19 protein-coding genes and 4 pseudogenes are annotated in these 24,270 nt (G+C 66.3%); 10 read left to right on the top strand and 13 right to left on the bottom strand.

The annotated features are described in order from the left end of the window. The first annotated feature begins 25 nt into the window (after positions 1–25). Positions 26–805 (top strand): SDR family NAD(P)-dependent oxidoreductase, encoded by a 780-nt coding sequence (locus QP181_RS00265; protein ID WP_132897604.1) that lies wholly within the window; start codon positions 26–28, stop codon positions 803–805. 254 nt (positions 806–1,059) lie between these two features. Here the strand turns inward: QP181_RS00265 and QP181_RS00260 are convergent, their stop codons facing one another. Further along, complete coding sequence (locus tag QP181_RS00260) at positions 1,060–2,679, bottom strand: choline dehydrogenase (protein ID WP_333927190.1); 1,620 nt, start codon at positions 2,677–2,679, stop codon at positions 1,060–1,062. Between the two features lie 56 nt (positions 2,680–2,735). Further along, entirely contained in the window at positions 2,736–3,308 is a 573-nt protein-coding gene (locus QP181_RS00255) for a TetR/AcrR family transcriptional regulator (RefSeq protein ID WP_333927189.1), read from the bottom strand. Positions 3,309–3,403: 95 nt separating this feature from the next. Between QP181_RS00255 and QP181_RS00250 the strand changes: the two are divergent. From QP181_RS00250 to QP181_RS00225, 6 genes and pseudogenes are all read left to right on the top strand, one after another. Next, positions 3,404–4,655, top strand: a pseudogene (locus QP181_RS00250) (acetyl-CoA C-acetyltransferase). Beyond that, positions 4,655–6,191 (top strand): annotated as a pseudogene (locus QP181_RS00245) (acyl-CoA synthetase). Before QP181_RS00250 ends, QP181_RS00245 begins: the two co-directional pseudogenes overlap by 1 nt. After that, positions 6,188–7,285 (top strand): acyl-CoA dehydrogenase family protein, encoded by a 1,098-nt coding sequence (locus QP181_RS00240; RefSeq protein ID WP_333927188.1) that lies wholly within the window; start codon positions 6,188–6,190, stop codon positions 7,283–7,285. Before QP181_RS00245 ends, QP181_RS00240 begins: the two are co-directional and overlap by 4 nt. A gap of 12 nt (positions 7,286–7,297) precedes the next feature. Next, positions 7,298–8,500, top strand: a complete 1,203-nt coding sequence (locus QP181_RS00235; protein WP_333927187.1) for an acyl-CoA dehydrogenase family protein — start codon at positions 7,298–7,300, stop codon at positions 8,498–8,500. Positions 8,501–8,537: 37 nt separating this feature from the next. Next, positions 8,538–9,218, top strand: coding sequence for a succinate dehydrogenase/fumarate reductase transmembrane subunit (locus tag QP181_RS00230; protein WP_333927186.1), 681 nt, complete (start codon positions 8,538–8,540; stop codon positions 9,216–9,218). A 64-nt stretch (positions 9,219–9,282) separates the two neighbouring features. Continuing rightward, positions 9,283–10,687: pseudogene (locus tag QP181_RS00225) on the top strand (coniferyl aldehyde dehydrogenase). 182 nt (positions 10,688–10,869) lie between these two features. On the opposite strand, the gene QP181_RS00220 reads toward QP181_RS00225, so the two are convergent. Further along, positions 10,870–11,796 carry an ATP-binding protein gene (locus tag QP181_RS00220; protein WP_333927184.1) on the bottom strand — a complete coding sequence of 309 codons (927 nt, stop codon included), beginning with the start codon at positions 11,794–11,796 and terminating at the stop codon, positions 10,870–10,872. A 35-nt stretch (positions 11,797–11,831) separates the two neighbouring features. Then, positions 11,832–12,608: a PAS domain-containing protein gene (locus QP181_RS00215; RefSeq protein WP_333927183.1), complete on the bottom strand. Its 777-nt coding sequence runs from the start codon at positions 12,606–12,608 to the stop codon at positions 11,832–11,834. On the opposite strand from QP181_RS00215, the gene QP181_RS00210 reads away from it, so the two are divergent. Further along, positions 12,589–12,834 (top strand): hypothetical protein, encoded by a 246-nt coding sequence (locus tag QP181_RS00210; RefSeq protein ID WP_333927182.1) that lies wholly within the window; start codon positions 12,589–12,591, stop codon positions 12,832–12,834. The two genes, QP181_RS00215 and QP181_RS00210, sit on opposite strands and share 20 nt — an antisense overlap. 16 nt (positions 12,835–12,850) lie before the next feature. On the opposite strand, the gene QP181_RS00205 is transcribed toward QP181_RS00210, so the two are convergent. Together QP181_RS00205 and QP181_RS00200 are read right to left on the bottom strand one after the other, a co-directional pair. Further along, positions 12,851–14,362: an ATPase domain-containing protein gene (locus QP181_RS00205; protein WP_333927181.1), complete on the bottom strand. Its 1,512-nt coding sequence runs from the start codon at positions 14,360–14,362 to the stop codon at positions 12,851–12,853. Positions 14,363–14,517: 155 nt separating this feature from the next. Then, entirely contained in the window at positions 14,518–15,675 is a 1,158-nt protein-coding gene (locus tag QP181_RS00200; RefSeq protein WP_333927180.1) for a lactonase family protein, read from the bottom strand. A 479-nt stretch (positions 15,676–16,154) separates the two neighbouring features. Here QP181_RS00200 and QP181_RS00190 point away from each other — a divergent pair. After that, positions 16,155–17,442 (top strand): annotated as a pseudogene (locus tag QP181_RS00190) (MFS transporter). Beyond that, the gene (locus tag QP181_RS00185; RefSeq protein ID WP_333927179.1) at positions 17,439–18,443 is read left to right on the top strand and encodes a helix-turn-helix domain-containing protein; all 1,005 of its coding nucleotides are present in this window, start codon (positions 17,439–17,441) and stop codon (positions 18,441–18,443) included. The pseudogene QP181_RS00190 and the gene QP181_RS00185 overlap by 4 nt, the downstream one beginning before the upstream one ends. A gap of 16 nt (positions 18,444–18,459) precedes the next feature. Here QP181_RS00185 and QP181_RS00180 read toward each other — a convergent pair whose 3' ends face one another. The 7 genes from QP181_RS00180 to radA form a co-directional block, all read right to left on the bottom strand. Further along, positions 18,460–18,786, bottom strand: a complete 327-nt coding sequence (locus tag QP181_RS00180; protein ID WP_132739451.1) for a DUF423 domain-containing protein — start codon at positions 18,784–18,786, stop codon at positions 18,460–18,462. After that, positions 18,783–20,546: a cation:proton antiporter domain-containing protein gene (locus QP181_RS00175; RefSeq protein ID WP_333927178.1), complete on the bottom strand. Its 1,764-nt coding sequence runs from the start codon at positions 20,544–20,546 to the stop codon at positions 18,783–18,785. Before QP181_RS00175 ends, QP181_RS00180 begins: the two co-directional genes overlap by 4 nt. Then, complete coding sequence (locus tag QP181_RS00170; protein WP_333927177.1) at positions 20,546–20,977, bottom strand: iron-sulfur cluster assembly scaffold protein; 432 nt, start codon at positions 20,975–20,977, stop codon at positions 20,546–20,548. Before QP181_RS00170 ends, QP181_RS00175 begins: the two co-directional genes overlap by 1 nt. Beyond that, positions 20,974–21,540 (bottom strand): CvpA family protein, encoded by a 567-nt coding sequence (locus QP181_RS00165; RefSeq protein WP_333927176.1) that lies wholly within the window; start codon positions 21,538–21,540, stop codon positions 20,974–20,976. The genes QP181_RS00170 and QP181_RS00165 overlap by 4 nt, the downstream gene beginning before the upstream one ends. A 59-nt stretch (positions 21,541–21,599) precedes the next feature. Beyond that, positions 21,600–22,181: a YkgJ family cysteine cluster protein gene (locus QP181_RS00160; RefSeq protein ID WP_333927175.1), complete on the bottom strand. Its 582-nt coding sequence runs from the start codon at positions 22,179–22,181 to the stop codon at positions 21,600–21,602. A gap of 3 nt (positions 22,182–22,184) precedes the next feature. Continuing rightward, positions 22,185–22,505, bottom strand: a complete 321-nt coding sequence (locus QP181_RS00155; RefSeq protein ID WP_333927174.1) for a hypothetical protein — start codon at positions 22,503–22,505, stop codon at positions 22,185–22,187. Positions 22,506–22,884: 379 nt separating this feature from the next. Beyond that, on the bottom strand, positions 22,885–24,255 hold the full coding sequence (gene radA / locus QP181_RS00150) for a DNA repair protein RadA (RefSeq protein WP_132897587.1): 1,371 nt from the start codon (positions 24,253–24,255) through the stop codon (positions 22,885–22,887). Positions 24,256–24,270 lie beyond the last annotated feature (15 nt).

The raw sequence follows: 24,270 nt of genomic DNA, 5'->3' as shown, positions 1-24,270 counted from the left end.
CTCGGGGCTTTGACAGGAGAGATGCATGGACCTCGCAAACAAGGCTGCCGTCGTGACCGGCGGCGCATCGGGCCTGGGCGCCGCCACCGCACGCGCGCTGGCCGCCAAGGGCGTCAAGGTGGCGATCTTCGATCTCCAGGCTGACAAGGGCGAAGCGCTCGCGGACGAGATCGGCGGCGTGTTCTGCAAGGTCGACGTGACGTCCGACGACAGCGTCGATGCCGGGCTCGCGGCGGCACGCGCCGCACACGGCCAGGAGCAAATCCTCGTGAATTGCGCCGGCACCGGCAATGCGGCGAAGACCGCGGGACGATCGAAGCAGGACGGCTCGATCAAGCATTTCCCGCTCGATGCATTCGATCGGATCATCCAGATCAACCTGGTCGGCACGTTCCGCTGCCTCGCCAAATCGGCAGCAGGCATGTTGACTCTGGAACCCGGCGAGGACGGCGAGCGCGGCGCGATCGTCAACACCGCGAGCGCCGCGGCGGAGGACGGCCAGATGGGCCAGGCCGCCTATTCCGCCTCGAAGGCCGGCGTGGTCGGCATGACGCTGCCGATCGCACGCGACCTGATGAGCGAGGGCATCCGCGTCAACACGATCCTGCCGGGGATCTTCGACACCCCGTTGCTGGCCGCAGCCCCGCAGCAAGTCCGCGATGCGCTGGCCGCATCGGTGCCGTTTCCGAAGCGCCTCGGCCGGCCGGAAGAGTTTGCGGCGCTGGCGCTGACGATGATCGAATGTGGGTATTTCAATGGGGAAGACGTGCGGCTGGATGGCGCTATCCGGATGGCGCCGCGGTAAAGATGGCCCCACCCTTCCCACGGCCGGGCGTTCGCGGGCTCCTTTGGGAGAGGACCACAAAGACGGCGATGGGTGAGGATGGACACGTGCGCGGGGTACCAACCTCCACCCCGGCGGAGGCCGGGGCCCAATTGGGGGACGTTGGTAACTGAGGTCCGTGCTCCGTTACTGCGACCTTTCCAATTGGGCCCCGGCCTCCGCCGGGGTGGTATCTATTGAGCGGAGGTAGTGCTCGGTGTCGCGGAACCTGACGCTTAAGCCGCCCGAGCCAATTGCCGTCCCTTGATCATGTCCGCCGCCTTCTCCGCGATCATGATCGTCGGTGCGTTGGTGTTCGACCCGATCAACGTCGGCATCACCGACGCGTCCACCACCCTCAGACCCTGCAAGCCGCGCACCGCCAACGTCGCATCGACCACCGCCAGCTTATCGTCCGAAGTGCCCATCTTGCACGTCCCCACCGGGTGGTAGATCGTCTCCGCGGTCCGCCTTACCCAGGCGTCGATCTTGTCGTCGGTCCGGACGTCCTCGCCCGGCGACAATTCCCCCGCCCGGTACGGATCAAGCGCCGCCTGCCGCGCCACATCACGCCCGATCCCGACGCAGGCGCGCATCACCCGCCGATCCTCCGCAGTCGCGAGATAGTTGGCGACGATCACCGGATCGGCGAACGGATCCGCCGAGCGCAGCCCGATCCGGCCTCGGCTCTCGGGCCGCAGCTGGCACAGATGCAGCGTGAAGCCATCCTCGGTCGCCTTCACCTTGCCGTGATCCTGCATGATCGCGAGCACCGCGTGGATCTGCACGTCGGGCCGCGACAGACCTTCGCGCGATGACACGAACGCGCCCGCCTCGAGGAATTGCTGCCGCCCCGCCCCCTTGCCGCGCAACAGGTAATTGAGCCCGACGCCGATCATCCCGACGCCCTTGGTCATCGCGTACCCGGTCCGCAGCCCGCGCGATTTCCAGTTCATCACGACGTCCAGATGATCTTGCAGATTCTCCCCCACACCGGGCAACGCATGCACGACGCCGATCCCCGCCGTGGTCAGCCGATCGGGATCGCCGATCCCCGACAGCTGGAGGATGTGCGGCGACTGCACCGCCCCCGCGCACAACAGCACTTCGCGCGTCGCGGTCACGCTCTCTGCCCGCGCGCCCTTGTCGAGCACATAGTCGACACCGACCGCACGCCCCTTGTCGATCCGAATTCGCGTCGTCCGCGCCCCCGTCACGCAGGTCAGATTGCGCCGCCCCAACACCGGCCGAAGATACGCCGCCGCCGTGCTCCACCGCTTCCCGTCCGCCACCGTCAGGTCGTAGCGCCCAAACCCCTCCTGGCTCGCGCCGTTGAAATCCTCGGTCACCGGATAGCCCGCCTGCCGTCCCGCCTCGACCAGTGCGTCGTAGAATGGACTATCGGACTCGCCGCCCGAGATCGTCAGCGGCCCGCCGCCGCCATGCAGATCGCACTCACCGCGATGATGGCCTTCAAGCCGCTTGAAATACGGCAGCACGTCGTCGAACGACCAGCCCGGCAGCCCCATCTGCCGCCACTCGTCGTAATCCTGCGGATGGCCCCGCGTGTAGATCATGCCGTTGATCGACGAACTGCCGCCCAGCCCCTTGCCGCGCGGCCACCACAGGCGGCGATTGTCGAGATGCGGCTCGGGCTCGGTCGAAAAGCCCCAGTTGCTCGCATTCTTGCTCTTGATGAGTTCGCCGACGCCCGCGGGCATCCGCACGAGCACGCCGTCGTTGCGCCCGCCCGCCTCGAGCAGCAGCACGCTCACATCGGGGTCCTCGGTCAGTCGCGCGGCGAGCACACAGCCGGCCGAGCCCGCGCCGATAATTACGTAGTCATACGTCTGCATGCCCGCATCCTCTTGTTCACGCTCCGCTTTTTACGGAGTCGCGTCAGTTCGCTACGCTAGCGCTCGCACAGCAGGGTCAGCAATCCCTCACGCAACACGCTACGCTCGATCTCTTCGGCCGCAGCGACCTGGCTAAGCCCGATTGCCAAGAGCGCGTAACCCCGAATCCCTGCCTCAACCGGCTCGAACCCATGTGCCACGAGTTGCTCGACGAGGAACGCCATTACCTTGTCGTCATGCTCGCGGATCGCCGCCGCCACCCGCGCGTCGCTTTTCGCCCAGGCGCGCATCGCCAAGGCCAGCTGGGCCATGTCGTGGTCGCGAACGTGGTCGGCGAACGCACGGATCCGTTCGACCGGCGGAAGCCCCGACGCGGACAGCGTGGCGATCAACGGATCGATATGCGCTTCGACGAAATACCCGGCAAGCGCCGCATGATATCCGTCGAAGTCCTTGAAGTGATGATAGAAGCTCCCCGTCGATGCGCCCAGCGTCTGCGCCAGGCCGCGAAGTTTCAGCGCACGCAGCCCGCCGTCCTTCAGCAACTGCAAGCCGATTTCCAACCAGTCGCGCGGCGCCAGATCAGCGCGTGGTGTCGCCCCGTCTTCCAACAATACCCTGCTTGACAAGCCATTCCCCATAACGAATGTTACGTCGTACCGAAGCCGGACGCAATCCGGCTCAGGCACCACGACCGAACCGGCGGGTGCAACAGGAGAGCGATGTGGCCGAGGCACTGATCATCGACGCCGTCCGTACCCCGCGCGGTATCGGCAAGACCGGCAAGGGCGCGCTTGCGCACATGCACCCCCAACATCTCGCCGCGACCGTCCTGAAGGCGATTGCCGAGCGAAACAAGCTGGATACCGCCGATGTCGACGACATCATCTGGTCGACCTCGACTCAGCGCGGCGAACAGAGCGGCGATCTCGGGCGGATGGCGGCGCTCGATGCGGGCTATGACGTCAAGGCGAGCGGGACGACGCTCGACCGGTTCTGCGGCGGCGGGATCACCGCGGTGAACTTCGCCGCGGCGCAGATCATGAGCGGGATGGAAGACCTCGTCATTGCCGGCGGCACCGAGATGATGTCGCTGACCACGACGATGATGCAGGACGACATGGCCGCGGGGAAGCGCCCGCTCGGGATCGGCTCGGGCAACGCCAGGCTTGACGCGGCGCATCCGCAATCGAACCAGGGCATCTGCGCCGACGCGATCGCCAGTATCGAAGGGATCGACCGCGAAACGCTCGAAGCGCTTGGGCTGGAAAGCCAGCGCCGTGCCGCGGTAGCGATCGCCGAAGGGCGGTTCGATCGCAGCCTCGTGCCGGTCACCGACGATACCGGTGCGCTGGTGCTCGAGAAGGATGAATATCCGCGGCCCGATACGACTGCCGAGGGCCTTGCGGCGTTGCGCCCTTCGTTTGCCGGGATTGCCGACATACCGCTCGACGACAAGGGCACGACGTATCGCAAGCAGATCAACCGGCGTTATCCCGACGTCGATATCAAGCACGTCCATCACGCCGGCAATTCCTCCGGTGTGGTCGATGGCGCCGCGGCCGTGCTGCTCGCCAGCGCCGATTACGCCGCCAAGCATGGCCTCAAGCCCCGCGCGGATCGTCGCGATGGCGAACATGGGCGACGACCCGACGCTGATGCTCAACGCCCCCGTTCCCGCCGCGCGTAAGGTGCTGGCGAAGGCTGGGCTGACCGTCGACGACATCGATCTGTGGGAGATCAACGAGGCGTTCGCGGTGGTCGCCGAGAAGTTCATCCGCGACCTGAAACTCGACCGTGACAAGGTGAACGTCAACGGCGGCTCGATCGCGCTCGGCCATCCGATCGGCGCGACCGGCGCGATCCTGATCGGCACGATCCTGGACGAACTCGAACGCCGCGACCTGAAGCGCGGGCTCGTGACGATGTGCGCGGGCGGCGGGATGGCCCCGGCGATCATCATCGAGCGCGTCTGATGCACCCCGTCGCGCACGCGCTGACGACGCCCGACAAGCCCGCCTATATCATGGCGGCGACGGGCGAGACGGTGACGTATCGCGACCTCGACGTCCGCGCGAACCAGGGCGCGCATCTGCTCCGGTCGCTCGGGCTCAAGCGCGGCGACGGGATCGCGGTGCTGATGGACAATTCGCCGCGCTACCTTGAGGTGATGTGGGCGGCCGAACGCACCGGCGTGTACTGCACCTGCCTATCGTCGAAACTGACCGCGGCAGAGGCGGCGTACATCATTCGCGACGGCGATTGCCGCGTGCTGATCGCGAGCGAAGGTTGCGCAGAGGTGGCAGCGGCCCTGGTTCCGATGCTCGATGACGTGCGGCGCTACGTCGTAGACGGCGCGATCGACGGGTACGCGTCTTACGAAGCCGCGCGCGATGCGAAACCCGCCACGCCCATTGCCGATCCCTCGCCCGGCGGCATCCTGCTCTATTCGTCGGGCACCACCGGCAAGCCGAAGGGGGTCAAGCACGCGCTTTCGGAAGAGCCGTTCGGGACCAACGTCTCGCCGCTCGTGATGCTCGGCAAGGGGCTGTACGGCTTCACCCCCGAGATGGTCTATCTCTCGCCCGCGCCACTCTATCACGCGGCGCCGCTGCGCTGGTCGATGGCGGTGCATCAGGTCGGCGGTACCGTCGTCGTGATGGAGCATTTCGACCCCGAGGCTGCGCTCGCCGCGATCGAGCGGTTCCACGTCACACACGCGCAATGGGTGCCGACGCACTTCATCCGGCTGCTCAAGCTCCCGCCTGAAGTCCGCGCGTTACGACGTGTCGTCGCTGAAAGCGGTGTGGCACGCCGCCGCGCCCTGCCCGCTCCCGGTCAAGCAGGCGATGATCGACTGGTGGGGGCCGATCATCGGCGAATATTACGCGGGTACCGAAGGCAACGGGTTCTGCGCGATCTCCAGCGCGGAATGGCTGACGCACAAGGGCTCGGTCGGCCGCAACCTCACCGCGCAGACGATGATCTGCGACGAGGAGGGCAACGCATTGCCCCCGCGCGCTGAAGGCGACGTGTATTTCGCGGGCGGCGGCGCGTTCGAATATCACAACGACCCCGCCAAGACCGCGGAAGCCGCCAACGCGCAGGGCTGGACGACGCTCGGCGACGTCGGCTGGCTCGACGAGGAGGGCTATCTCTACCTCACCGACCGCAAGAGCTTCATGATCATCTCGGGCGGCGTGAACATCTATCCGGCCGAGATCGAGAATTTGCTCGTCACGCACCCGAAGGTCGCCGACGTCGCGGTGATCGGCGCACCCGACGACGAGATGGGCGAACAGGTGGTCGCGATCGTCTGCCCCGCCGACCCGACCGAGGACCGCGCGCAGCTCGCGGCCGAACTCAGCGCGTTCGCCCGCGCGAACCTCAGCCACGTCAAGGCGCCACGCCGGATCGACTTCCGCGAGACGCTGCCGCGGCACGAGACGGGCAAGCTCTACAAGCGCCTGCTCCGCGACGAATATTGGGCGAAGCCTAAGGAGTCCGCATGAACTTCGATTATTCCGACGACCAGAAATTCCTCAAGGACGAAGCGCGCAAATTCCTGACGGCGCATTGCGGCAGCGACCGCGTCCGCGCGGTGCTCGACGATCCCGCCAAAGCGCATGATGCGGACTTATGGAAAGCGGTCGGCGCACAAGGCTGGCTCGGCGCAGCGATCCCCGAAGAGTTCGGCGGACTAGGCCTCGGCCATATCGAACTCTGCGCGATCGCCGAGGAACTGGGGCGGGCCTGCGCCCCGATCCCGTTCGCCTCGACCATCTATTTCGTTGCCGAAGCCTTGATGCTCTACGGCAGCGACACCCAAAAGGTCCGATGGCTGCCGAGGATCGCGGCGGGTGACGTTATCGGCGCGTTCGCCACCTCGGAAGGCGCCGGCCCGGTCACCGCACGCTCGATCCGCACCACCGTCTCCAGCGGCAAGCTCACCGGCGAGAAGATCCCCGTCACCGACGGCGACGTCGCCGACCTGATCGTCGTCCTCGCGCGCGATGGCCCCTACCTCGTCGAAAACGGCGCTGGCGTTACCGCGGAAGTCCTCGAAACCCTCGACCCTACCCGCAGCGCCGCCCGCCTCACCTTCACCGACGCGCCGTGCGAAAGGCTCGGCGCCGACGACGGCATCGCCGCGATGCAGGCCGTGTTCGACCGTGCGGCGGTCCTCCTCGCGTTCGAGCAGCTCGGCGGCGCGGATCGCTGTCTCGACATGGCGAAGGGCTACGCGCTCGATCGCTACGCGTTCGGGCGGCAGATCGGCGGGTACCAAGCGATCAAGCACAAGCTCGCCGACATGTACGTGAAGAACGAACTGGCGCGCTCGAACGCCTATTACGGCGCGTGGGCGCTGAACGTCGGCGCCGCCGAACTGCCGCTCGCCGCCGCCACCGCGCGCGTCGCCGCGTCCGACGCCTATTGGTTCGCGTCGAAGGAGAACATCCAGACGCATGGCGGAATGGGCTTCACCTGGGAGTCCGATTGCCACCTGTATTACCGCCGCTCGCGCCAGCTCGCACTCGTCGCCGGCAGCCCCGCGGCATGGCGCGAACGCCTCGTCGGCCAACTCGAAATGCGCAACGCCGCCTGATCGGAGCAGATGATGGACTTCAAGGACAGCGACGCGGAAGCCTCCTATCGTGCAGTCGCGCGCGACTGGCTCGACGCGAACATCGCCGAGCATGACGCGGGCCACTACCCCGACGACATGGTTAAGGCGAAGGCGTGGCAGGCACGCAAGGCGGCGGGCGGCTATGCGTGCATCACATGGCCGCAGGAATGGGGTGGCGGTGGCGGCACACCGATCGAAAGCGTCATCTTCGGGCAAGAAGAGGCGAAACACGCGGTCGACGGCAGTTATTTCACGATCGGGCTCGGTATGTGCGTGCCGACGGTGATGGCCTATGCCGACGACGCGACCAAGCGGCGGTTCGTCGGCCCGGCGGTGCGCGGCGACGAGATCTGGTCGCAGCTTTTTCCGAACCCGCCGGCGGCTCGGACGTCGCCGCGATCCGTACGCGCGGTAAGAGACGGCGACGACTGGGTGATCAACGGCCAGAAGGTCTGGACCTCGGGCGCGCATTACAGCGACTACGGCATCGTCCTGGTCCGCACCAATCCCGACGTGCCGAAGCACCAGGGCCTGACGATGTTCTGGCTCGACCTGAAAGCGCCGGGGATCGAGATTCGACCGATCCACCAGATGTCCGGCGGGTCGAGCTTCAACGAAGTGTGGTTCGAAGATGTCCGGATATCCGACGCACAGCGCCTTGGCCCAGTCGACGGCGGCTGGAAGGTCGCGCTGTTCACGCTGATGAACGAGCGTCTCGCGATCGGCACGAGCGGCGGCGTCGGCCCCGCGGACATCCTCGCCTTCGCCGCCCAGGCCAACGGCGCTGACGGCCCGCTGCTGAAAGACACCGCGTTCCGCCAGACGCTCGCCGACTGGTGGGTGCAATCGGAGGGCCTGCGCAACACCCGGATGCGCACGATCACCGCGCTGTCGAAAGGCCAGGTGCCCGGCCCCGAAAGCTCGATCGGCAAGATCGTCGCCGCCAACCAGTTGCAGGCGATCGGCAACACCGCGATCGAGGCGGGCGATCAATACGGCATCATATCCGACCCCGCGCTGACGCCGCTCAAAGGCGCGTTCCACGCCGCGACGATGTGGGCGCCGGGCTTGCGGATAGCCGGCGGCACCGACGAGATCCTCAAGAACATCATCGCCGAACGTGTCCTAGGCCTCCCCGGCGAAATCCGCGTCGACAAGGACCAGGCGTTCCGGGATTTGCCGGTAGGGGCATGAAAATTAGCAATCGCGCCCTAGCCGTTGATCGTCGCCGATGACTGGCGATCATCCCGTCATCATACTTAATAACGGTGATGATCGAACGACGCGCCGCCCGTACAAGTCAACGCTTCGCGTCGCGCATAGAACGTCCGGCCTGGTGTTGCTGACGTTTGCCGCCCTACACATGGCTAATCACTTGGTGGGCCTGCAGGGTCAGGCCGACCATATCGCGTTCATGGCCGCGATCCGCCCCGTCTATCGCAACCCGGTCGTGGAGCCGATCCTTCTCACGCTGATCACAGTCCAGGTGTTGAGTGGTATCACGCTCGTCATTCGCGGCTGGCGCGGAAGAACGGGCATCGTGGCTTGGCTTCAGGCCATCTCCGGTCTGTACCTGTCGGCGTTTCTGCTCAATCATGTCGCCTCCATACTCTACGGGCGGATCGCGCTCGCGCTCGACACCGATTTTCGGTTCGCTGCGGCAGGCTTTCATGTCGCCGGATTCTACTGGTTTTTTGCGCCCTATTACCTGCTCGCGATCACCGCGCTTTTCACGCATCTGGGGTGCGCGGCCTATTGGCTGACGTACGCCCGAAGCCAACGGTTGGGAGCCGGCCTGTTGGCCGCTTTCTGCGGCACGGGCATCGTCTTCGGCGCGTTTGTAATCGCGGCCTTGTCCGGCTTGCTGTACGCGGTCGATATCCCGACGGCGTACCTCAGGACATATCAATAGCATCACCAGTCATGCGCTCGAATGCCTGAAAACTCCCCATTCCTAGGATGTCCCGATGACCGACATGCACACCATCCTCACCGCCCAGCGCGAAGCGTTTATGGCCGAGATGCCGGTCACCAAGGCCGTCCGCCTCGATCGGCTGAAGCGCACCGCGGCGATGGTGCGCGATAACGCCGCGCGGTTCTGCGACGCCGTGTCGGAGGATTTCGGCCACCGGAGTCGCGAGCAGACGATGATGACCGATATCGGCGCCTCGCTCGCGCCGATCGCGCATGCCGCCAAGCATCTCGACCGGTGGATGAAGCGCGACCGCCGTCCGGTCCAGTTCCCGCTTGGCCTGCTCGGCGCGAAGGCGTGGGTCGAATACCAGCCCAAGGGCGTGATCGGCATCATCGCGCCGTGGAATTTCCCCGTGAACCTGCTGGTCGGGCCGCTCGCGGGCGTGTTCGCCGCGGGCAATCGCGCGATGGCGAAGACGAGCGAGTACACCCCCGCCACCGCCGCGCTGTTCGAGGAGATCGCCTCCAAATATTTCGCGCAAGAAGAACTCGCGATCGTCTCGGGCGATGCGGAGGTGGGCAAGGCGTTCTCCGCACTCCCGTTCGATCACCTCATCTTCACCGGCGCGACCGCGATCGGCCGCCACATCCTCCACGCCGCCGCCGATAACCTGACGCCGGTCACGCTCGAACTCGGCGGCAAGTCGCCCGTCATCCTCGGCGCCTCGGCGGATATCGCGCGCGACCGAACGCGTGACGCTCGGCAAGATGATGAACGCCGGCCAGATCTGCCTCGCGCCCGATTACATGCTCGTGCCCTCGGCGGATGAGGCCAAGGTCGTCGACGGCATCAAGGCCGCGGCCAGCGCGATGTACCCCACCCTGCTCGCCAACGCCGACTACACCTCGGTGGTCAACGATCGCCACCACCAGCGCCTCACCGACTGGATCGCCGACGCTCGTGCGAAAGGCGCGACGGTCGAGGTCGTGAACCCCGCCAACGAGGATTTCGGCGCCGCCAACTTGCGGAAGATGCCGCTGCATATCGTCCGCGACGCGACCGACGATATGATCGTGATGCAGGAGGAGATCTTCGGCCCGGTCCTGCCGATCCGCCGCTACGACGGCATCGACGACGCGATCGCGCAGGTGAACCGCCGCGACCGGCCGCTCGGGCTCTATTATTTCGGCAGCGACGACGCCGAACGCCGACGCGTGCTCGACCGGACGATCTCGGGCGGCGTGACGCTCGACGACGTGATCTTCCACATCTCGATGGAGGACCTTCCGTTCGGTGGCAGCGGTCCGTCGGGCATGGGCGCGTATCACGGCATCGACGGCTTCCGCACGTTCAGCCACGCGCGCGCCGTCTTCAAGCAATCGAAGCTCGACGTTGCCAAACTCGCCGGCCTAAAACCGCCTTACGGCGCGGCCGCCGCCAAGACGATCGCGCGCATGATCCGCTGAGTATCCTTTTCGAGTAAGCAAACCTGTTTCCCCGCGAAGGCAGGGATCCAGGCTGTTCTCCCGCCTCTGCGAGAGAACAGGGCGCGGGGCAGTCGATTTTACAGACCGTGGAGGCCGGACCGTGTCCGGCATGACGGTGAGAAAGCCGAGGTGGCAGTCTCAAATCGAATGCGCGATCAGCCTTAGTCGACCGCGCGCAGTTTCGGCCGTCCCGCGGGCGATTGCCGCAGCAATTCGTCGACCCGCGCGGCCAGGTCGACCTGCCGAAACGGCTTGGCGAGCCGGATGATGTCGTCGGGGACATCCTCGCCCGCCGCCGCATAGCCGGTGACGAGCAGCGCCGGCATGCGGTTGCCTGACGATCGCAACTCCCCGATCAATTGGCCCCCGGTCATCCCCGGCATCAGGTAGTCGCTGACGAGAATATCGGCATCGACGCCCGATCGGATCGCCGACAGCGCCTGGCTCGCCGATGCCATCTCGATGACGACATAGCCGATGTCGCGCAGCATATCCGCGGTTGCCGCGCGCACCAGATCCTCGTCGTCGACCAGCAGCACCTTCGCGCCCTGTCGCGCCTGGACGGGTTCGGACGCGGTCTCGATCGCATCGACGGGCGTCTCGGTCGTCGCGGGCAGCCAAAGCTCCACTGCGGTCCCGGCACCCGGCTCGCTCGTCAGGCGTAGCGTGCCGCCCGATTGTGCGGCAAGACCATGGACCATCGACAAGCCGAGCCCGGTGCCTTTGCCCACGCCCTTGGTCGAGAAGAACGGCTCGGTGGCCCGTGCCAGCGTCGCGCGGTCCATCCCGGTTCCGGTATCCGCCGCGGTCAGCCGGACATAACTCCCCGCCGCGAGCCCGACCATATTGCGGTCGTCGACCACCGACTGACTGACCGACAGCGTCAGCCGCCCGCCCCCCGGCATCGCATCGCGCGCGTTGATCGCGAGGTTGAGAAGCGCCAATTCGAGCTGGTTGGGATCGACCCGCGCGGACGACAGATGTCGCGGCACTTCGAGCACCACGGTGATCGACGGTCCGAGCGATCGACGGATCAGGTCGACAAGCCCGTCGATCAACGCGCCGATATCGACCGCGCGCGGCTGCAACGCCTGGCGCCGCGCGAACGCGAGCAGGCGCTGGGTCAGCGTCGCCGCGCGCTCGGCCGCCTGTAGCGCGCCCCGATCATCCGCTGCGTCCGCTCGTCATCCTTGTGCCGCCGTCGCATCAGGTCGAGGCTGCCGACGATCGGGGTCAGCAGATTGTTGAAATCATGCGCCACGCCACCGGTCAGCTGGCCGATCGCGTCCATCTTCTGCGCCTGCGCGAGTTGTGCATCGGCTTCCTTGCGATCGGTCACGTCGGAGATGACGCCCGACATCCGTACCGCCGCGCCTTCGGGATCGTGGCGGACCCGGCCTTTGAGGACGACCCAGCGCTTGACCCCGTCGGCCGCGTCGATGCTGCATTCGAGATCGAGCGTCCCGATCCGCCAGGCCTCGTCGACCGCATGCTTCACGTCGTCGCGCTGCTTGGGATCGATATGCTCGAGAAACGAGTCGAGGTTCCACTGCGCAACCCCGTGCGGATACCCGAAGATATCGTCATGCCGCTGGGTCCGGCGCGTTTCTCCGGTCTTCAGGTCGAAGTCCCAACTGCCCATCCCTGCCGCATCGAGCGCGATTTCGAGGCTTTCACGCGCCAGCCGGAGTTCGGCGGTACGATCCTCGACCGCACGCTCGAGCGTGACCGCGACATCGCGCAGTTCATATTGCCGACTGCGTGCGGTCAGCGCCGACCGGATCGCGCCCAGCATCGCCTCGGCATGGAGCGGACGTTCGAGCAGCACGACATTGCCAAGATCGCGCAGGCGCTGCGTCGCGTGCAATGTCCGCGGCGTCTTGGTGCCGTTTGTCAGCACAACGAACGGGATATCCGCCCAGCTTGGTTGCGCGGACACCCAGGCGGTCAGCGCGGTCGAGATCCTCGGCGGTCAGCGCCTCCTCGGTGAGCAGCACCGTACCCGCCGCGACATCGAGGTGTCGGAGCAACGCCGCTTGATCGTCGCAGATCGTCGCAACGATCGCGTTTCTGTCGAGCAGGTCGGCCGCAATTGCCGCATCGCGGCCACGCGGCGCGAGAATTAGCACCCGATCCTGCATGCTAGCGCTGCACGTCCTCGGTCCCGATCCGGCTAGCCATGAGTGTTTTCCCTTCACCGGAGAATGTCGGCACGCCGGTCAGCACGCCCTGGAAATGCCGGAGAGGTTCGCCGACATGCAGACCACTGCTGCCGATCTGAAACTCCCGGATCGTCCGTTCGTGCCGTGCGGTACGCGTCTTGATCACCGAAATCGCCTGACGGACTTCGCCATGCGCCTCGAAATAGCGCAGTTGGACGATCGTATCGGACAGATAGCTCAGGTCGACATCGGACCGGACGTCCCCGGTGATCCCGTGCAGCCCGAGGATCAGCAGGCTGACGATGCCCTTCTGGCCGAGATAGGTCAGCATCTCGTGCATCTGCAGGATCAAGAACTGCTCGTTCGGCATCGCTTGCAGGTATGCGTTCAGGCTGTCGATCACGACGACCTTGGCACCGTGTACCTCGACCGCCGCACGCACCGCGTTCGAGAATTCCCCGGGCGACATTTCGGCAGGGTCGATCGCGCGCAACAGCAATTGCCCGCTGTCGACGAACGGCGCCATGTCCATGCCCAGCGCGGCACTCCGCTTGAGCAACGTCGGCAACCGCTCGTCGAACAGGAAATAGGCGGCGCGCTCGCCGCGCTTCAGCGCTGCGATCATGCACTGTACCGATGCGGTGGTCTTGCCGACGCCGGCCGGGCCGGTCAGCAGCGTGGCCGTGCCGGGAATGAGCCCGCCGCCGAGCAAGGCGTCGAGTTCGTTCGACCCGGTCGACATCGCCTCGTCCGAATAGGGATCGCCGTGCTCCGACGCGACCAGTCGAGGATAGACGCGAAGCCCGCCTCGCTCGATCTCGAAGTCGTGATAGCCGCCGCGGTACCGCACGCCGCGCATCTTGACGACGTGCAGCCGCCGCCTTTGCGACCCGAAGCCGGACAGCGTCTGCTCGAGCGACACCACACCGTGCGCGATGCTGTGCAACTGGAGATCGCTGCCGCTGCCGCTCTTGTCGTCGAGAAACAGCACGGTGCAGTCGCGCGTCGAGAAGAAGTGCTTCAGCGCGAGGATCTGGCGACGATAGCGGATCGCGCTCTGCGCGAGCAGGCGCAATTCGGACAGGCTGTCGATGACGATCCGCGCCGGGCGGATTTCGTCGACCTTTGCCATCACGTCGCGGATCGTCTCGCCGAGTTCGACTTCGCTCGGGTGGAGCAACGTCTGTTCGTGATCTTCGCTGAACCCGTCCGCAGGGACCATCTCGAACAGCACCAGCGGATCCAGCGACCAGCCATGCGTCTTGGCGACCGCGCGCAGTTCGACCTCGGTCTCGGCCAGCGTGATATACAGGCCGATTTCACCCGCCTCCACGCCAGCGAGCAGGAACCCCAACCCGAGCGTGGTCTTGCCCGTGCCCGGCGTCCCCTCGATCAGATACATCCGGTCCGGGGTCAGTCCGCCATTGAGGATATCGTCGAGCCCGTCGATCCCTGTCCGTGCCCGCGTCGGCAGGTCGTCGTCTTGTGCCAATTGGCACTCCTTCCTCTCGCCCGGCGCGCCAATATCGGACACCAATGCACGGCGAACATAGGAGATCGCGGGATAATCGCAAAGCGGGGGCGATGTCTGCATTACCGCTGGCTCAAAAGACGCGCAGATCGATGCCCCGGTCGCGTCGGATATGACTATTCCGGTCGCCCGAGGAACACGACGCCCGGTACGGACAGCGTCTCCCCGGTCGCCGCGAGACGGCCATCGCCGGCGACCCGGAAGACCACCAGCGTCCCCGATCGCTCGTTGCCCACGACCAACTGCCGTTCGTCATCGAGCAGCGCGAAGACGCGTGGCCAGTGCCCACCGCTGGCGATGTGCTGGAGCAGCGTCGGCACGCCCGCGGCGTCGAGTGCAAAGACGGCGATGCTGTCATGCCCGCGGTTCGAGACGTACAGCCGCCGCCCGGCGCGATCGATCGCGATATGCGCAGCCTGCGACGCGCCGGTATAGCCTTTGGGCAGGGTCGAGATGCTGTGACGGGTCACGAAGTGCCCGTCCGTGCGCGCATCGAGCGTATAGAGTGCGTTCGACAGCTCGCAGACGACATAGGCCAGCGGCTGCCGCGGATGCCGGGCGATGTGACGCGGCCCCGCCCCGGCCGGCGCGCGCCATGCGACCACCGGCGGCGCCACGCTTCGCGCCTGCGGATCGAAGCGATAGGCGAAGATCGCGTCGGCCCCGAGATCGACCGCATGAAGCCAGCGCCGGTCCGGACTGAACCCGACCCAGTGCGCATGCGGGGCTTCCTGGCGGTCGTGATCCTTCCCGGTACCCATGCCCGCGCCGATACCGGTATCCGCATGGCGGAACACCGTCGCGGGTGCGGGCACCCCGGTACGCCGATCGAGCTGGATGAACGCGACGCTGCCGCTCGAGTAGTTCGCGACGGCGAGGCAGGCGGATGGCCGATCGAGCGCCAGGTGGCACGGGTCGGCACCACCGGTCGACACCGTCGCGCGGTGATCCCAGCCGGTGGCCCAGCCGGTGGAATAGGCGGACACTTCGCCCTGCGCCTGTTCGCGGACCAGATACCACATGCCGCCGGGGCCGCCGCCGATCCCGAACGATGCATCCGCGATCCCCGTGACCGGCGCCCCGACCCGCCATCGATCGCCCTCACCGGTAATCGGATACAGACCCTTGCCGCCCTCGCGCGCATAGGTTCCCGCGATCAGTCTCGGTGCGAGGCTCGCGGCCCTAGATGCGCGCGCCGCCGCCGCCGCCAGCGGAAAGACGAGGGTCGCGCCCATCGCGCCGAGCACCGTCCTGCGTGTCGTTCGATATGCCATGCTCTACTCCCCTGCACCCGGCCTTTTAGACGCCGGCGCCAGCCAAGCAAGCATCGCCGACCGGGCAAAGGATCGGCATCACTCTATCGATTAACTATAATCTGCAGGGCCATTTGCGCCGATTGCTCGACCAGTTTTCGCGATATCTGCAACAAGCATAACAATACTTACCCCAGACTGGTCGCCAAAACCTTGGTTCTAAAAACCGGCCCGATTTGGATGTTTTTATATTCTACCCGAAGACAGGATTCGGCCAAGCTAGTCCTGCCCCCCGCCCCTACGATCTTGTCACAATTACCCCACCCACCGCCGCCTGATGGCACGGCCGCCGGCCGGTCGCGACCAAGGCTTGACCCCTGCGACGGCGAAGACCAAGTCGCTGCTGTTATTGGAAATATCGAACGCCGGGGGCGCGGGTCATCAGGCGTATTATTACCATATTCGCCACGCTTCATTGTCTCGCGTTCATCGATCGTACCATGATTGGTGGCGCGTTGCCGTTGATGCGTGTGGACCTGCCGATGACCGATGCCGGAGCGGGTTGGCTGATCGGGACCGCGTTCGCCTTGCCGTATGGCGTGACCGCATTGGTGCTGGCGACGATCCTCCGTGGGCGGCGGGCATCGCTATGGTGGTTGATCGGCGGCGTGACGATCTGGACCGCTGCCACGCTCGTGACCGGCGCGGCACAGTCCACCGCAGCGCTGATGCTGGCGCGAGCGGGGCTCGGCATCGGTCAGGCGATGTTTGTGCCGGTCGCGATCGCCTGGCTCGTCGACGTTGCAGGCATCGACGGTCGCGCGCGCGCTGTCGCTCTTCACGAGCGGGTCGACGATCGGGCGAAGCACCGCGCTGTTGACGATCGGCGCCCTGCTTTCGGCATTGACCGTCATCACCCCCGGTAATTCCGCAAGCACTCTCGGCGGCATCGCGCATTGGCGCCTGCTCTTCATGATCACCGCGTTGCCGAACATCGTGATGATCCCGCTGCTCGCCGGTCTCCGCAGGAGAGACGCGCGTCACCGCTCCGTCGCGCCTGCGTTCGATGATCCCATGCCCGATCCGCTCCCGAGCCCATCGGCGACTGCGCTACGGGCGCCACCCCGGGCGCCGGCACACGCCGGTGTCCAATGGGGGACCATCGCGCTGTTCTTTGCGGCGGCGATCATGCCCATAATGCTTATTCAGGCGATGGGCGCGTGGTTGCCGACTCTGTTCGTACGAGACCGCGGGATCCTGCCCGCCCAGGCGGCAATGCTGCTGGGGGCCATCACGCTCTTCACCGCGCCCGCTGGCCAGCTTGCGGGCGGCTGGCTGATGACGCGCTATGCATCCTGGCACCGTCATGTCCCGGCGATCATCCTGATCAGCTTGATCGCAACATTGCTGCCGCTGGCGGCGCTGGTCTGGGCGCCGGGATTGACGGAGGCGGCCGTCGGCGTGGCGATCGCGAACCTTACGCTCGGGATCGCATCGTTTTGTGGGCTGTTCGGTGTGCAAATGCTCAGTCCGGTGTCGGCACGCATCACCATCAACGGCATCTTCTTCGCGCTGGTCACGCTGGTCGGCGTGGGTATCGGACCGTTGCTGACGGGGGCGCTGGCGACCTTTGCCCATAGCGGTCCCGCTACGATCGGGGCGGGCACCACGTCCCCGGCCGGGGCGCTCGGCACCGCGTTGTTCACGACAGGCGTCATCGCAAGCTGCGCCTGCGCCATGGCGGTCGGTGCGGTACGATACCGCTATCGCCAGCACTGCGCCGCATGACCAGTCCCGAAACACCCGAGCGGGTCGCGTTCGACAGCGAGGCGTTGCCACCGGACGAACGGATGGATCGCTATCGCGCATTATATGCGATCGGCGCCGACGTCACGCAGGTCGGCCCCAACCCGCGTGCGACGTTCGAGGCGTGGCGACTGGACCGCGCGCTGCTCTACAACCGGCGGCTGAACGACATAAGCCATAGCCGGAGCGAACAGCGGGTCGGTCACGACGGGTTCACGCACTGGACCGTCACCCTGGTATTCGAAGGTCTGTTGCAGGTCGATTTCGGCGATGGCATGCAGGATATCAGGGCCGGCGAGATCGTCCTGATCGATGTCAGCCGCGCGACACGCAACATGATGCGGGACGCGCGGATCGCGACGCTGGCGATCGCGCAGGACCGGATCGAGGAGACCGTAGGGCCGATCGGCGCGCTCCATGGGCGCGTGCTAGCCGCCGATCATTGCCGGCTTTACGCCGATTTCGTCCGGTCGCTGCTATCCAACCTGCCAACGATGAAGACGTCGTCGCTCCCGGCTGCGACCTCCGCGCTCTGCACGCTGTTGAAGGTTGCGCTGGAAGCCTATGGTCTGCACGACGCAGTGGTCGAAGGCAGCCGCGACGGGCGGCGGCTTGGTCAGCTTCGCACGTTGGTCGATGGAAGGCTGGGCGACCCGACCTTCGATCCCGAGACGGCGATTGCGGAAAGCGGCGTCTCGCGCGCCACGCTGTACCGGATGCTGCGGCCGCAACGCGGGCTCGCGGCCTTCATACTTGCACGTCGCCTCGAACATGTTCGGCGGGCGCTCTCCAACGCCGCCGAACGGCGCTCATTCGCAGACATCGCGCTCGATGCAGGGTTAGTCACCGAAAGCCATGCGAGCCGTGCATTCCTGGCCCGCTATGGACTGCGTCCCGGTGGCTATCGCGCGGCGATCGCCACCGCCATCGCCGAGACCGATCCGATCCAACAGATGCGGTTATGGCAGCAGGAACTGCGCTGATCTGCACGCGAAAGGTTTAGCCGCGCGCGGTCCAGGCCAGCCACAACCAGCCGCCGATCAGCAGCGCCCCGCCGATCGGCGTGATCGCGCCGAACCAGCGCGGTGCGCCCAGCGCCATCGCGTACAACGTCAGCGCAAAGATCGCCGCACCGACCACGAACAGCCACGCCGGCCCGCGCGCCTCCATCCGGATCGCAACCAGCGCCGCGACGACGTGGACGAGCTGATATTGCGCGCCGGTCTTCAACCATTCCGCGGCCGAGCCGGTCGCACCGTGCGCACCGAACGCCCCTGCCGCGACTGCGATCGCCCCGGACAATGCTGCGAGAATGGCGATGATCATTGCGTATCATTCCCCCAGGGAAAGCGTTTGGCAGTCTCGGCCCGCGCCGCGCGCATGTCGCCGGAGTCGATCTGCAACTGCAACCGCTCCTTGTCGCGCGACCGGTATTGCTCCTCCGCACGGTCGATATCCGCCGGCGACACGTCGAGCCCGCGCAGCGCCAGCCGCGCCATCTTCACCGCGGACTCCATCACTTCGCGCACCACCGCGGTCGCCGACGTGTTCTTCAACTTCACCAGCGCACGGCGATCGAACGCGCGGACGTAAATCGCGGCGTCCGGGAACGCCTCATGCACGCCCTCGATCGTGTCCGGATCGAGCTGGTCGCCGTCCATGCAGAAGCAGATGATCTCCGCCTCCGCCGCGCCCGCCTGTCGCAACAGGTCGAGCCGCGTGCCGTCGCCATAATAAACCTTCGCGCCGAACTCGCCGGCGATGTCGATCATCTCGATATCGGTGTCGATCAGCGTCACCGGGATATCCTGCGCGAGCAGCATCTGGCCGACCGTCTGGCCGAACCGCCCATAGCCGACAATGATCGCATTGGCGCCGTCGACCTTGGGGCCGTCGCGCTCCTGCCCTTCGGCGATCGGCTCGGTGCGGAAGCGGCGGGTGATACCCATCAGGAACGGCGTGGTCGCCATCGACAGCGTGATGATCGCCCCGAACAGACTTGCCGCCTGCGGTTCGATCAGCAGCCCGGCCTGCGCCTGCGCGAACAGCACGAAGCCGAACTCGCCACCCTGACTCAGCAACAGGCCGAGCGCGAACGCCTGCCGCCACGTCATCTTGAACGCCATGCCGATCAGCATGATGACGCTGGTCTTGGTGAGGATCAGCGCCGCCGCCATCGCCATCACGAAGACCGGGCGTTCGGCGATCGCGCCTAGGTCGAGCACCATGCCGACCGCGAGGAAGAACAGGCCTAGCAGGATCGAGCGGAACGGCTCGACATCGGCCTCAAGCTCATGCCGATACGGGCTGTCCGCGAGCATGACGCCGGCGATGAACGCCCCGAGCGCGGTCGACAGCCCGAGCCATTCCATGATCGCCGCGCTGGCGATGACGGTGAACAACCCCGCGAACACGAACATCTCGCGTTCGCCGAGATTGCCGATCAGCCGGAAGAACGGCCGCAGCAGGAAGCGCCCGGCGATCACCAGACCGACGACCGCCAGCACCGTATAAACCGCGAGCAGCCATCCCGGCGGCGCGTTAGCATCGGCCGGGTTGCGGCTCATCGCCGCGACGATCGTGATCAAGGGCACGATCGAAAGGTCCTGAAACAGCAGGATCGAGAAGGCACGCTCGCCGAACGGCGTCCGCATCCGCCCCGACGAGCGCAGCATCGGCAGCACCTGCGCGGTCGACGACAGCGCGAGCGGGAGCCCGAGCGCGAGCGCGGCGGGGAGCGAGAACTTCGCCCCGACCCAGACGATCGCGGTGATTGCGAGCCCGCAGATCGCGACCTGCAAGAGGCCGAGCCCGAAGATCTCCTCCTTCATCCTCCAGAGGCGTGACGGGTTCAGTTCGAGCCCGACGATGAACAGCAGGAGCGTGATGCCGAGTTCGGCGAACCCGAGCTTCGACTCCGCATCGCCGACCAGTCCCAGCACATGCGGCCCGACGACTGCGCCCGCGACCAGGTAACCCAGCGTCGCACCGAGCCCGAGCCGGCGGAACAGCAGCACGAACATCAGGCCGAAACCGAGCAATACGACGCCGTCGCGGAGCAGCGACGGGGCCGTACCCTCCGCCATCAGACTTTCGCCTTTGCAGCGGTGTCGGCAGCCTCGGCGGCGGCTTCGAAGGCGAGGCGGATCGATGGGTGGCGCGCGGTATAGTCGAGCGCGGGGGTGAAGATATCCATCCCCGGCCAATCGGGCGCATCGCCTTCGCGCGCAAGCCACGCGGTCAGCGCGTCGCGGGTCGCGGCGAGTTCGGCAGGGGTGCGGCCGAGGATGTTCGCCGCCAGCAACGACGACGACGCCTGCCCCAGCGCGCAGGCGCGGACCAGCAAGCCGACCTCGCTGACGCGACCTTCGCCGTCCACCGCGACGTCGATCGTCACCCGGCTGCCACAGATCGGCGAGCGTTTCTCCGCGGTCGCCATCGGCTCGGTGAGGCGTTCGTGATACGGGATCGTCGCGGCAAGGCGGAGGATCTCGGCGTTGTAGAGGGGCGCGCTCATGGCTTTGGTTCGCTTGCGTTATCGGATTTGGAAGGCGGCGTTCTGGCACCGAACACCGGCTGACCGCGGCGGCGGCGGTCGACGAAATCGGCGATACCCGCGCTGGTCGCGTTGAGCAGCGGATACGTCCGCGACCGGGTCATCCATTCCGGCCGGCGCGATGGTCCGCCACTCATCGTGTCGATGACCAACGTCGCGAGCAGGAAGACGAGGCTGGCGAGGATCAACCCTTTCAACGCCCCGAAACCGAAGCCAAGCGCACGGTCAACCGGACCAAGGATCGAAGTCCGCGTCCGCGCCCCGATCGCGTTGGCGACCAGCCGCCCGCCGATATAGGTGACGCCGGTGATGATCGCGAACGCCAGAACCGCGGCACCACCAACGGTCCCGACCATCGGCGACAGCGTCGCGGCGAGCGGGATGTGGAACAGCTTCAACATCGCCACCATCGCCACCCAGGCGAACATCGACAGCACTTCGGTGACGAACCCGCGGATCAGCCCCAGCACCGCCGAGCCGGCGACGGCGAGCAGGACGACGATGTCTAGGGCGGAAAGGTTCATGGCTTCTGGAATAGGGACGCGGGAGGCGAACCGCTAGTGCGGGTTGCGCCCGACGAGTCTTAGCGGTGCAAGCCGAAAACACCGTAGCGTTCGCGCCACGCGGCGACTTCGTCCTGCAGATGTGCGGGCGCTGCCTCTCCCGAGAGGACGAAGCCAGCGACGTCGTTGTCGGGATGCATCAGCATTTTCTCCGCCCCGTCGCTGAACCACACCGGGACTAGCTGGTCGCACACGGCGTCCAATACCGCCGCCGCCATGCCGTTCGCGATCGCATCGCTGCCGGCGAGCAGACGGACATGGATCGAGACGCCCTCGAGACAGGTCTGCGGCCTGTCGACGAAATTGAGTGAGACGAGCAGCCCGGACCGGTCGGGCCGAGCCGCGTCCGGCAGGCTCGCGACCCGGCGCCAGACGCAGAACCACGTCCGGCAGATGCGCGGGCGATCCGCATGGATACCGCACCCTTGGTCGCAGAGGTGGACACACGGCGTTCCCGCGGGTTTTGCGAATTCGGGCGTCTTCACCGTCAGCTCGGTGCAGCACGCGGTGCAATCCCCGCACTCGCGATTGAGAAGGATCGGTCCCAGCAGCGTGGTTTCCACGTCGGCAGGTGGTTGGGTCGGGATGTCACGCCGATCCACGGTTCAATTCCCTTCGGAATCCACCGTGAAGACCATCGGCTTGCCCCGAGACATCGGCTCCCATCCCGCCTGCAAGGCGGCCCGCACGCCGCGCACGATCGTCGCGTCGTCGATCTGGAGCCGCCCGCGCGGCAAGCCCTTCAACAGACGCTTAGGCGCGGGGAATTCCAGCAGCGCTTCGCGTTGCGCATCGTCCTGCAGCAGCGAGATCGTCATGCCCTTCCAGCCTTCGGCATCCGTGTGCTGCGGCTCGCGCTCGAGGTTCCAATCGTATCGGGTGCCATCGACCTCGACGGTACCGGTATTGCTTTTAGTGTTCGCCATGCGGGCGCCATAGCATGGCTGTCGCGAGAGGCCATGCGTTGGGAGTGGTCGCGGTTTTGCTGGCGGGGATGCCGTCACGCGCTTGATTGATCGGTGCCTAACGAACGCAGTTGGTGCACCACCCCGGCGGAGGCCGGGGCCCAATTGGAAAGGTCGTGGTGGCGAAGCGCAGCGACCGCCACCAGCGTTTCCCAATTGGGCCCCGGCCTCCGCCGGGGTGGTACCTAGCCGGGAGGTTAATAACGAACCGCAGCCATCCCATCATAAAGGTATGCGTGGTTCCGCACCGTCACTACGATCGGCCCTGTTCTCCCGCGAAGGCGGGAGCCCAGTCTGGGTCCCCGCCTTCGCGGGGAAACAAGCTACCTTCTTGTGTTCGTTACCCCCGTCCCATCATGTGATCCACGAACGACGCGAGCGTCTTGAAGCCCGAGAGCTTCATCCCGCTTTTCTCCCCCGTCATTGACGCCGGTACCAACGCGCGTTCGAAGCCGAGCTTGCTCGCTTCCTTCAACCGCAGCGGGCCATGCGCGACCGGACGGATTTCCCCTGACAGCGCGACCTCACCAAACGCCACCGCATCGACCGGCACCGGCCGCTCCGACATCGCCGAGATCAGCGCCGCCGCCACCGCCAGATCCGCAGCCGGATCCTGCACGCGGTAACCACCGGCGATGTTGAGATAGACTTCGGCGTTCGAGAAGCTCAGCCCGCACCGGGCTTCCAGCACCGCGAGAATCATCGCCAATCGGCCCGAGTCCCAGCCAACCACTGCGCGCCGCGGGGTCGCTCCCGACGCCAGGCGAACGGTGAGCGCCTGGATCTCGACCAGCACCGGCCGCGTCCCCTCCAGCGCCGGGAACACCGTCGCCCCCGTCATCGCGTCATCGCGGTGCGTCAGGAACAGCGACGAGGGGTTGCCGACCTCCGCCAGCCCCTCGGTCTGCATCGAAAAGACGCCGATCTCGTCGGTCCCGCCGAAGCGGTTCTTGATCGCGCGGAGGATGCGGTACTGGTGGCTGCGCTCGCCCTCGAACGACAGCACCGTGTCGACCATATGTTCCAGCACGCGCGGGCCGGCGATCGAACCGTCCTTGGTGACGTGACCGACCAGAACGACAGCCGTACCGCGCTCCTTGGCGAACCGGATCAATTCCTGCGCCGAGGCACGGACTTGGCTGACCGTCCCCGGAGCGCCCTCGATCAAGTCGGAGTGCATCGTCTGGATCGAATCGATCACCAGCATCGCTGGCGGCTTGGTCTGCAACGTCGTCAGGATGTCGCGCGTCGACGTCGCCGCCGCCAACTGCACCGGCGCATTGCCGAGCCCGAGCCGCCGCGCGCGCAGACGCACTTGGTCCGCCGCTTCTTCGCCCGAGACATACGCGACCGACTGCCCGGCCAGCGCCATCTTCGCCGCCGCCTGCAACAGCAGCGTCGACTTGCCGATCCCAGGATCGCCGCCGATCAGCGTTGCCGAACCCTCGACGAACCCGCCGCCCAGCGCCCGGTCGAGTTCGGCGATGCCGGTCGCCATCCGGTCGGGCAGCTTGATCTCCGCATCGAGCCCGACGAGCTGGATCGCGCGGCCGCCGGTCTGGAGATTATGCTTCGAATGGAACGGCGTGGCGGCGGTGTTCGCCTCCTCGACCAGCGTGTTCCACTCGTTGCAATCGGCGCATTGCCCCGCCCAGCGGTGCGACACCGATCCGCAGGACTGACACACATAACGCTTCTGGGGTTTCGCCATGCGGCCGATGTACGA

It is taken from the genome of Sphingomonas sp. LR55 (assembly GCF_036856015.1).
In the GTDB taxonomy this organism is placed as follows: Bacteria; Pseudomonadota; Alphaproteobacteria; order Sphingomonadales; family Sphingomonadaceae; genus Sphingomonas.
Note: the sequence above shows the minus strand (reverse complement) of the source record. Positions and strands in the feature narration are given on the sequence as shown.

Excerpts from the sequence above, each read along its gene's own strand:
- QP181_RS00265 (WP_132897604.1), top strand. The coding sequence starts at position 26 with ATGGACCTCGCAAACAAGGCTGCCGTCGTGACCGGCGGCGCATCGGGC.
- QP181_RS00260 (WP_333927190.1), bottom strand. The coding sequence starts at position 2,679 with ATGCAGACGTATGACTACGTAATTATCGGCGCGGGCTCGGCCGGCTGT.
- QP181_RS00240 (WP_333927188.1), top strand. The coding sequence starts at position 6,188 with ATGAACTTCGATTATTCCGACGACCAGAAATTCCTCAAGGACGAAGCG.
- QP181_RS00235 (WP_333927187.1), top strand. The coding sequence starts at position 7,298 with ATGGACTTCAAGGACAGCGACGCGGAAGCCTCCTATCGTGCAGTCGCG.
- QP181_RS00230 (WP_333927186.1), top strand. The coding sequence starts at position 8,538 with ATGACTGGCGATCATCCCGTCATCATACTTAATAACGGTGATGATCGA.
- QP181_RS00200 (WP_333927180.1), bottom strand. The coding sequence starts at position 15,675 with ATGGCATATCGAACGACACGCAGGACGGTGCTCGGCGCGATGGGCGCG.
- QP181_RS00185 (WP_333927179.1), top strand. The coding sequence starts at position 17,439 with ATGACCAGTCCCGAAACACCCGAGCGGGTCGCGTTCGACAGCGAGGCG.
- QP181_RS00180 (WP_132739451.1), bottom strand. The coding sequence starts at position 18,786 with ATGATCATCGCCATTCTCGCAGCATTGTCCGGGGCGATCGCAGTCGCG.
- QP181_RS00175 (WP_333927178.1), bottom strand. The coding sequence starts at position 20,546 with ATGGCGGAGGGTACGGCCCCGTCGCTGCTCCGCGACGGCGTCGTATTG.
- QP181_RS00170 (WP_333927177.1), bottom strand. The coding sequence starts at position 20,977 with ATGAGCGCGCCCCTCTACAACGCCGAGATCCTCCGCCTTGCCGCGACG.
- QP181_RS00165 (WP_333927176.1), bottom strand. The coding sequence starts at position 21,540 with ATGAACCTTTCCGCCCTAGACATCGTCGTCCTGCTCGCCGTCGCCGGC.
- QP181_RS00155 (WP_333927174.1), bottom strand. The coding sequence starts at position 22,505 with ATGGCGAACACTAAAAGCAATACCGGTACCGTCGAGGTCGATGGCACC.
- radA (WP_132897587.1), bottom strand. The coding sequence starts at position 24,255 with ATGGCGAAACCCCAGAAGCGTTATGTGTGTCAGTCCTGCGGATCGGTG.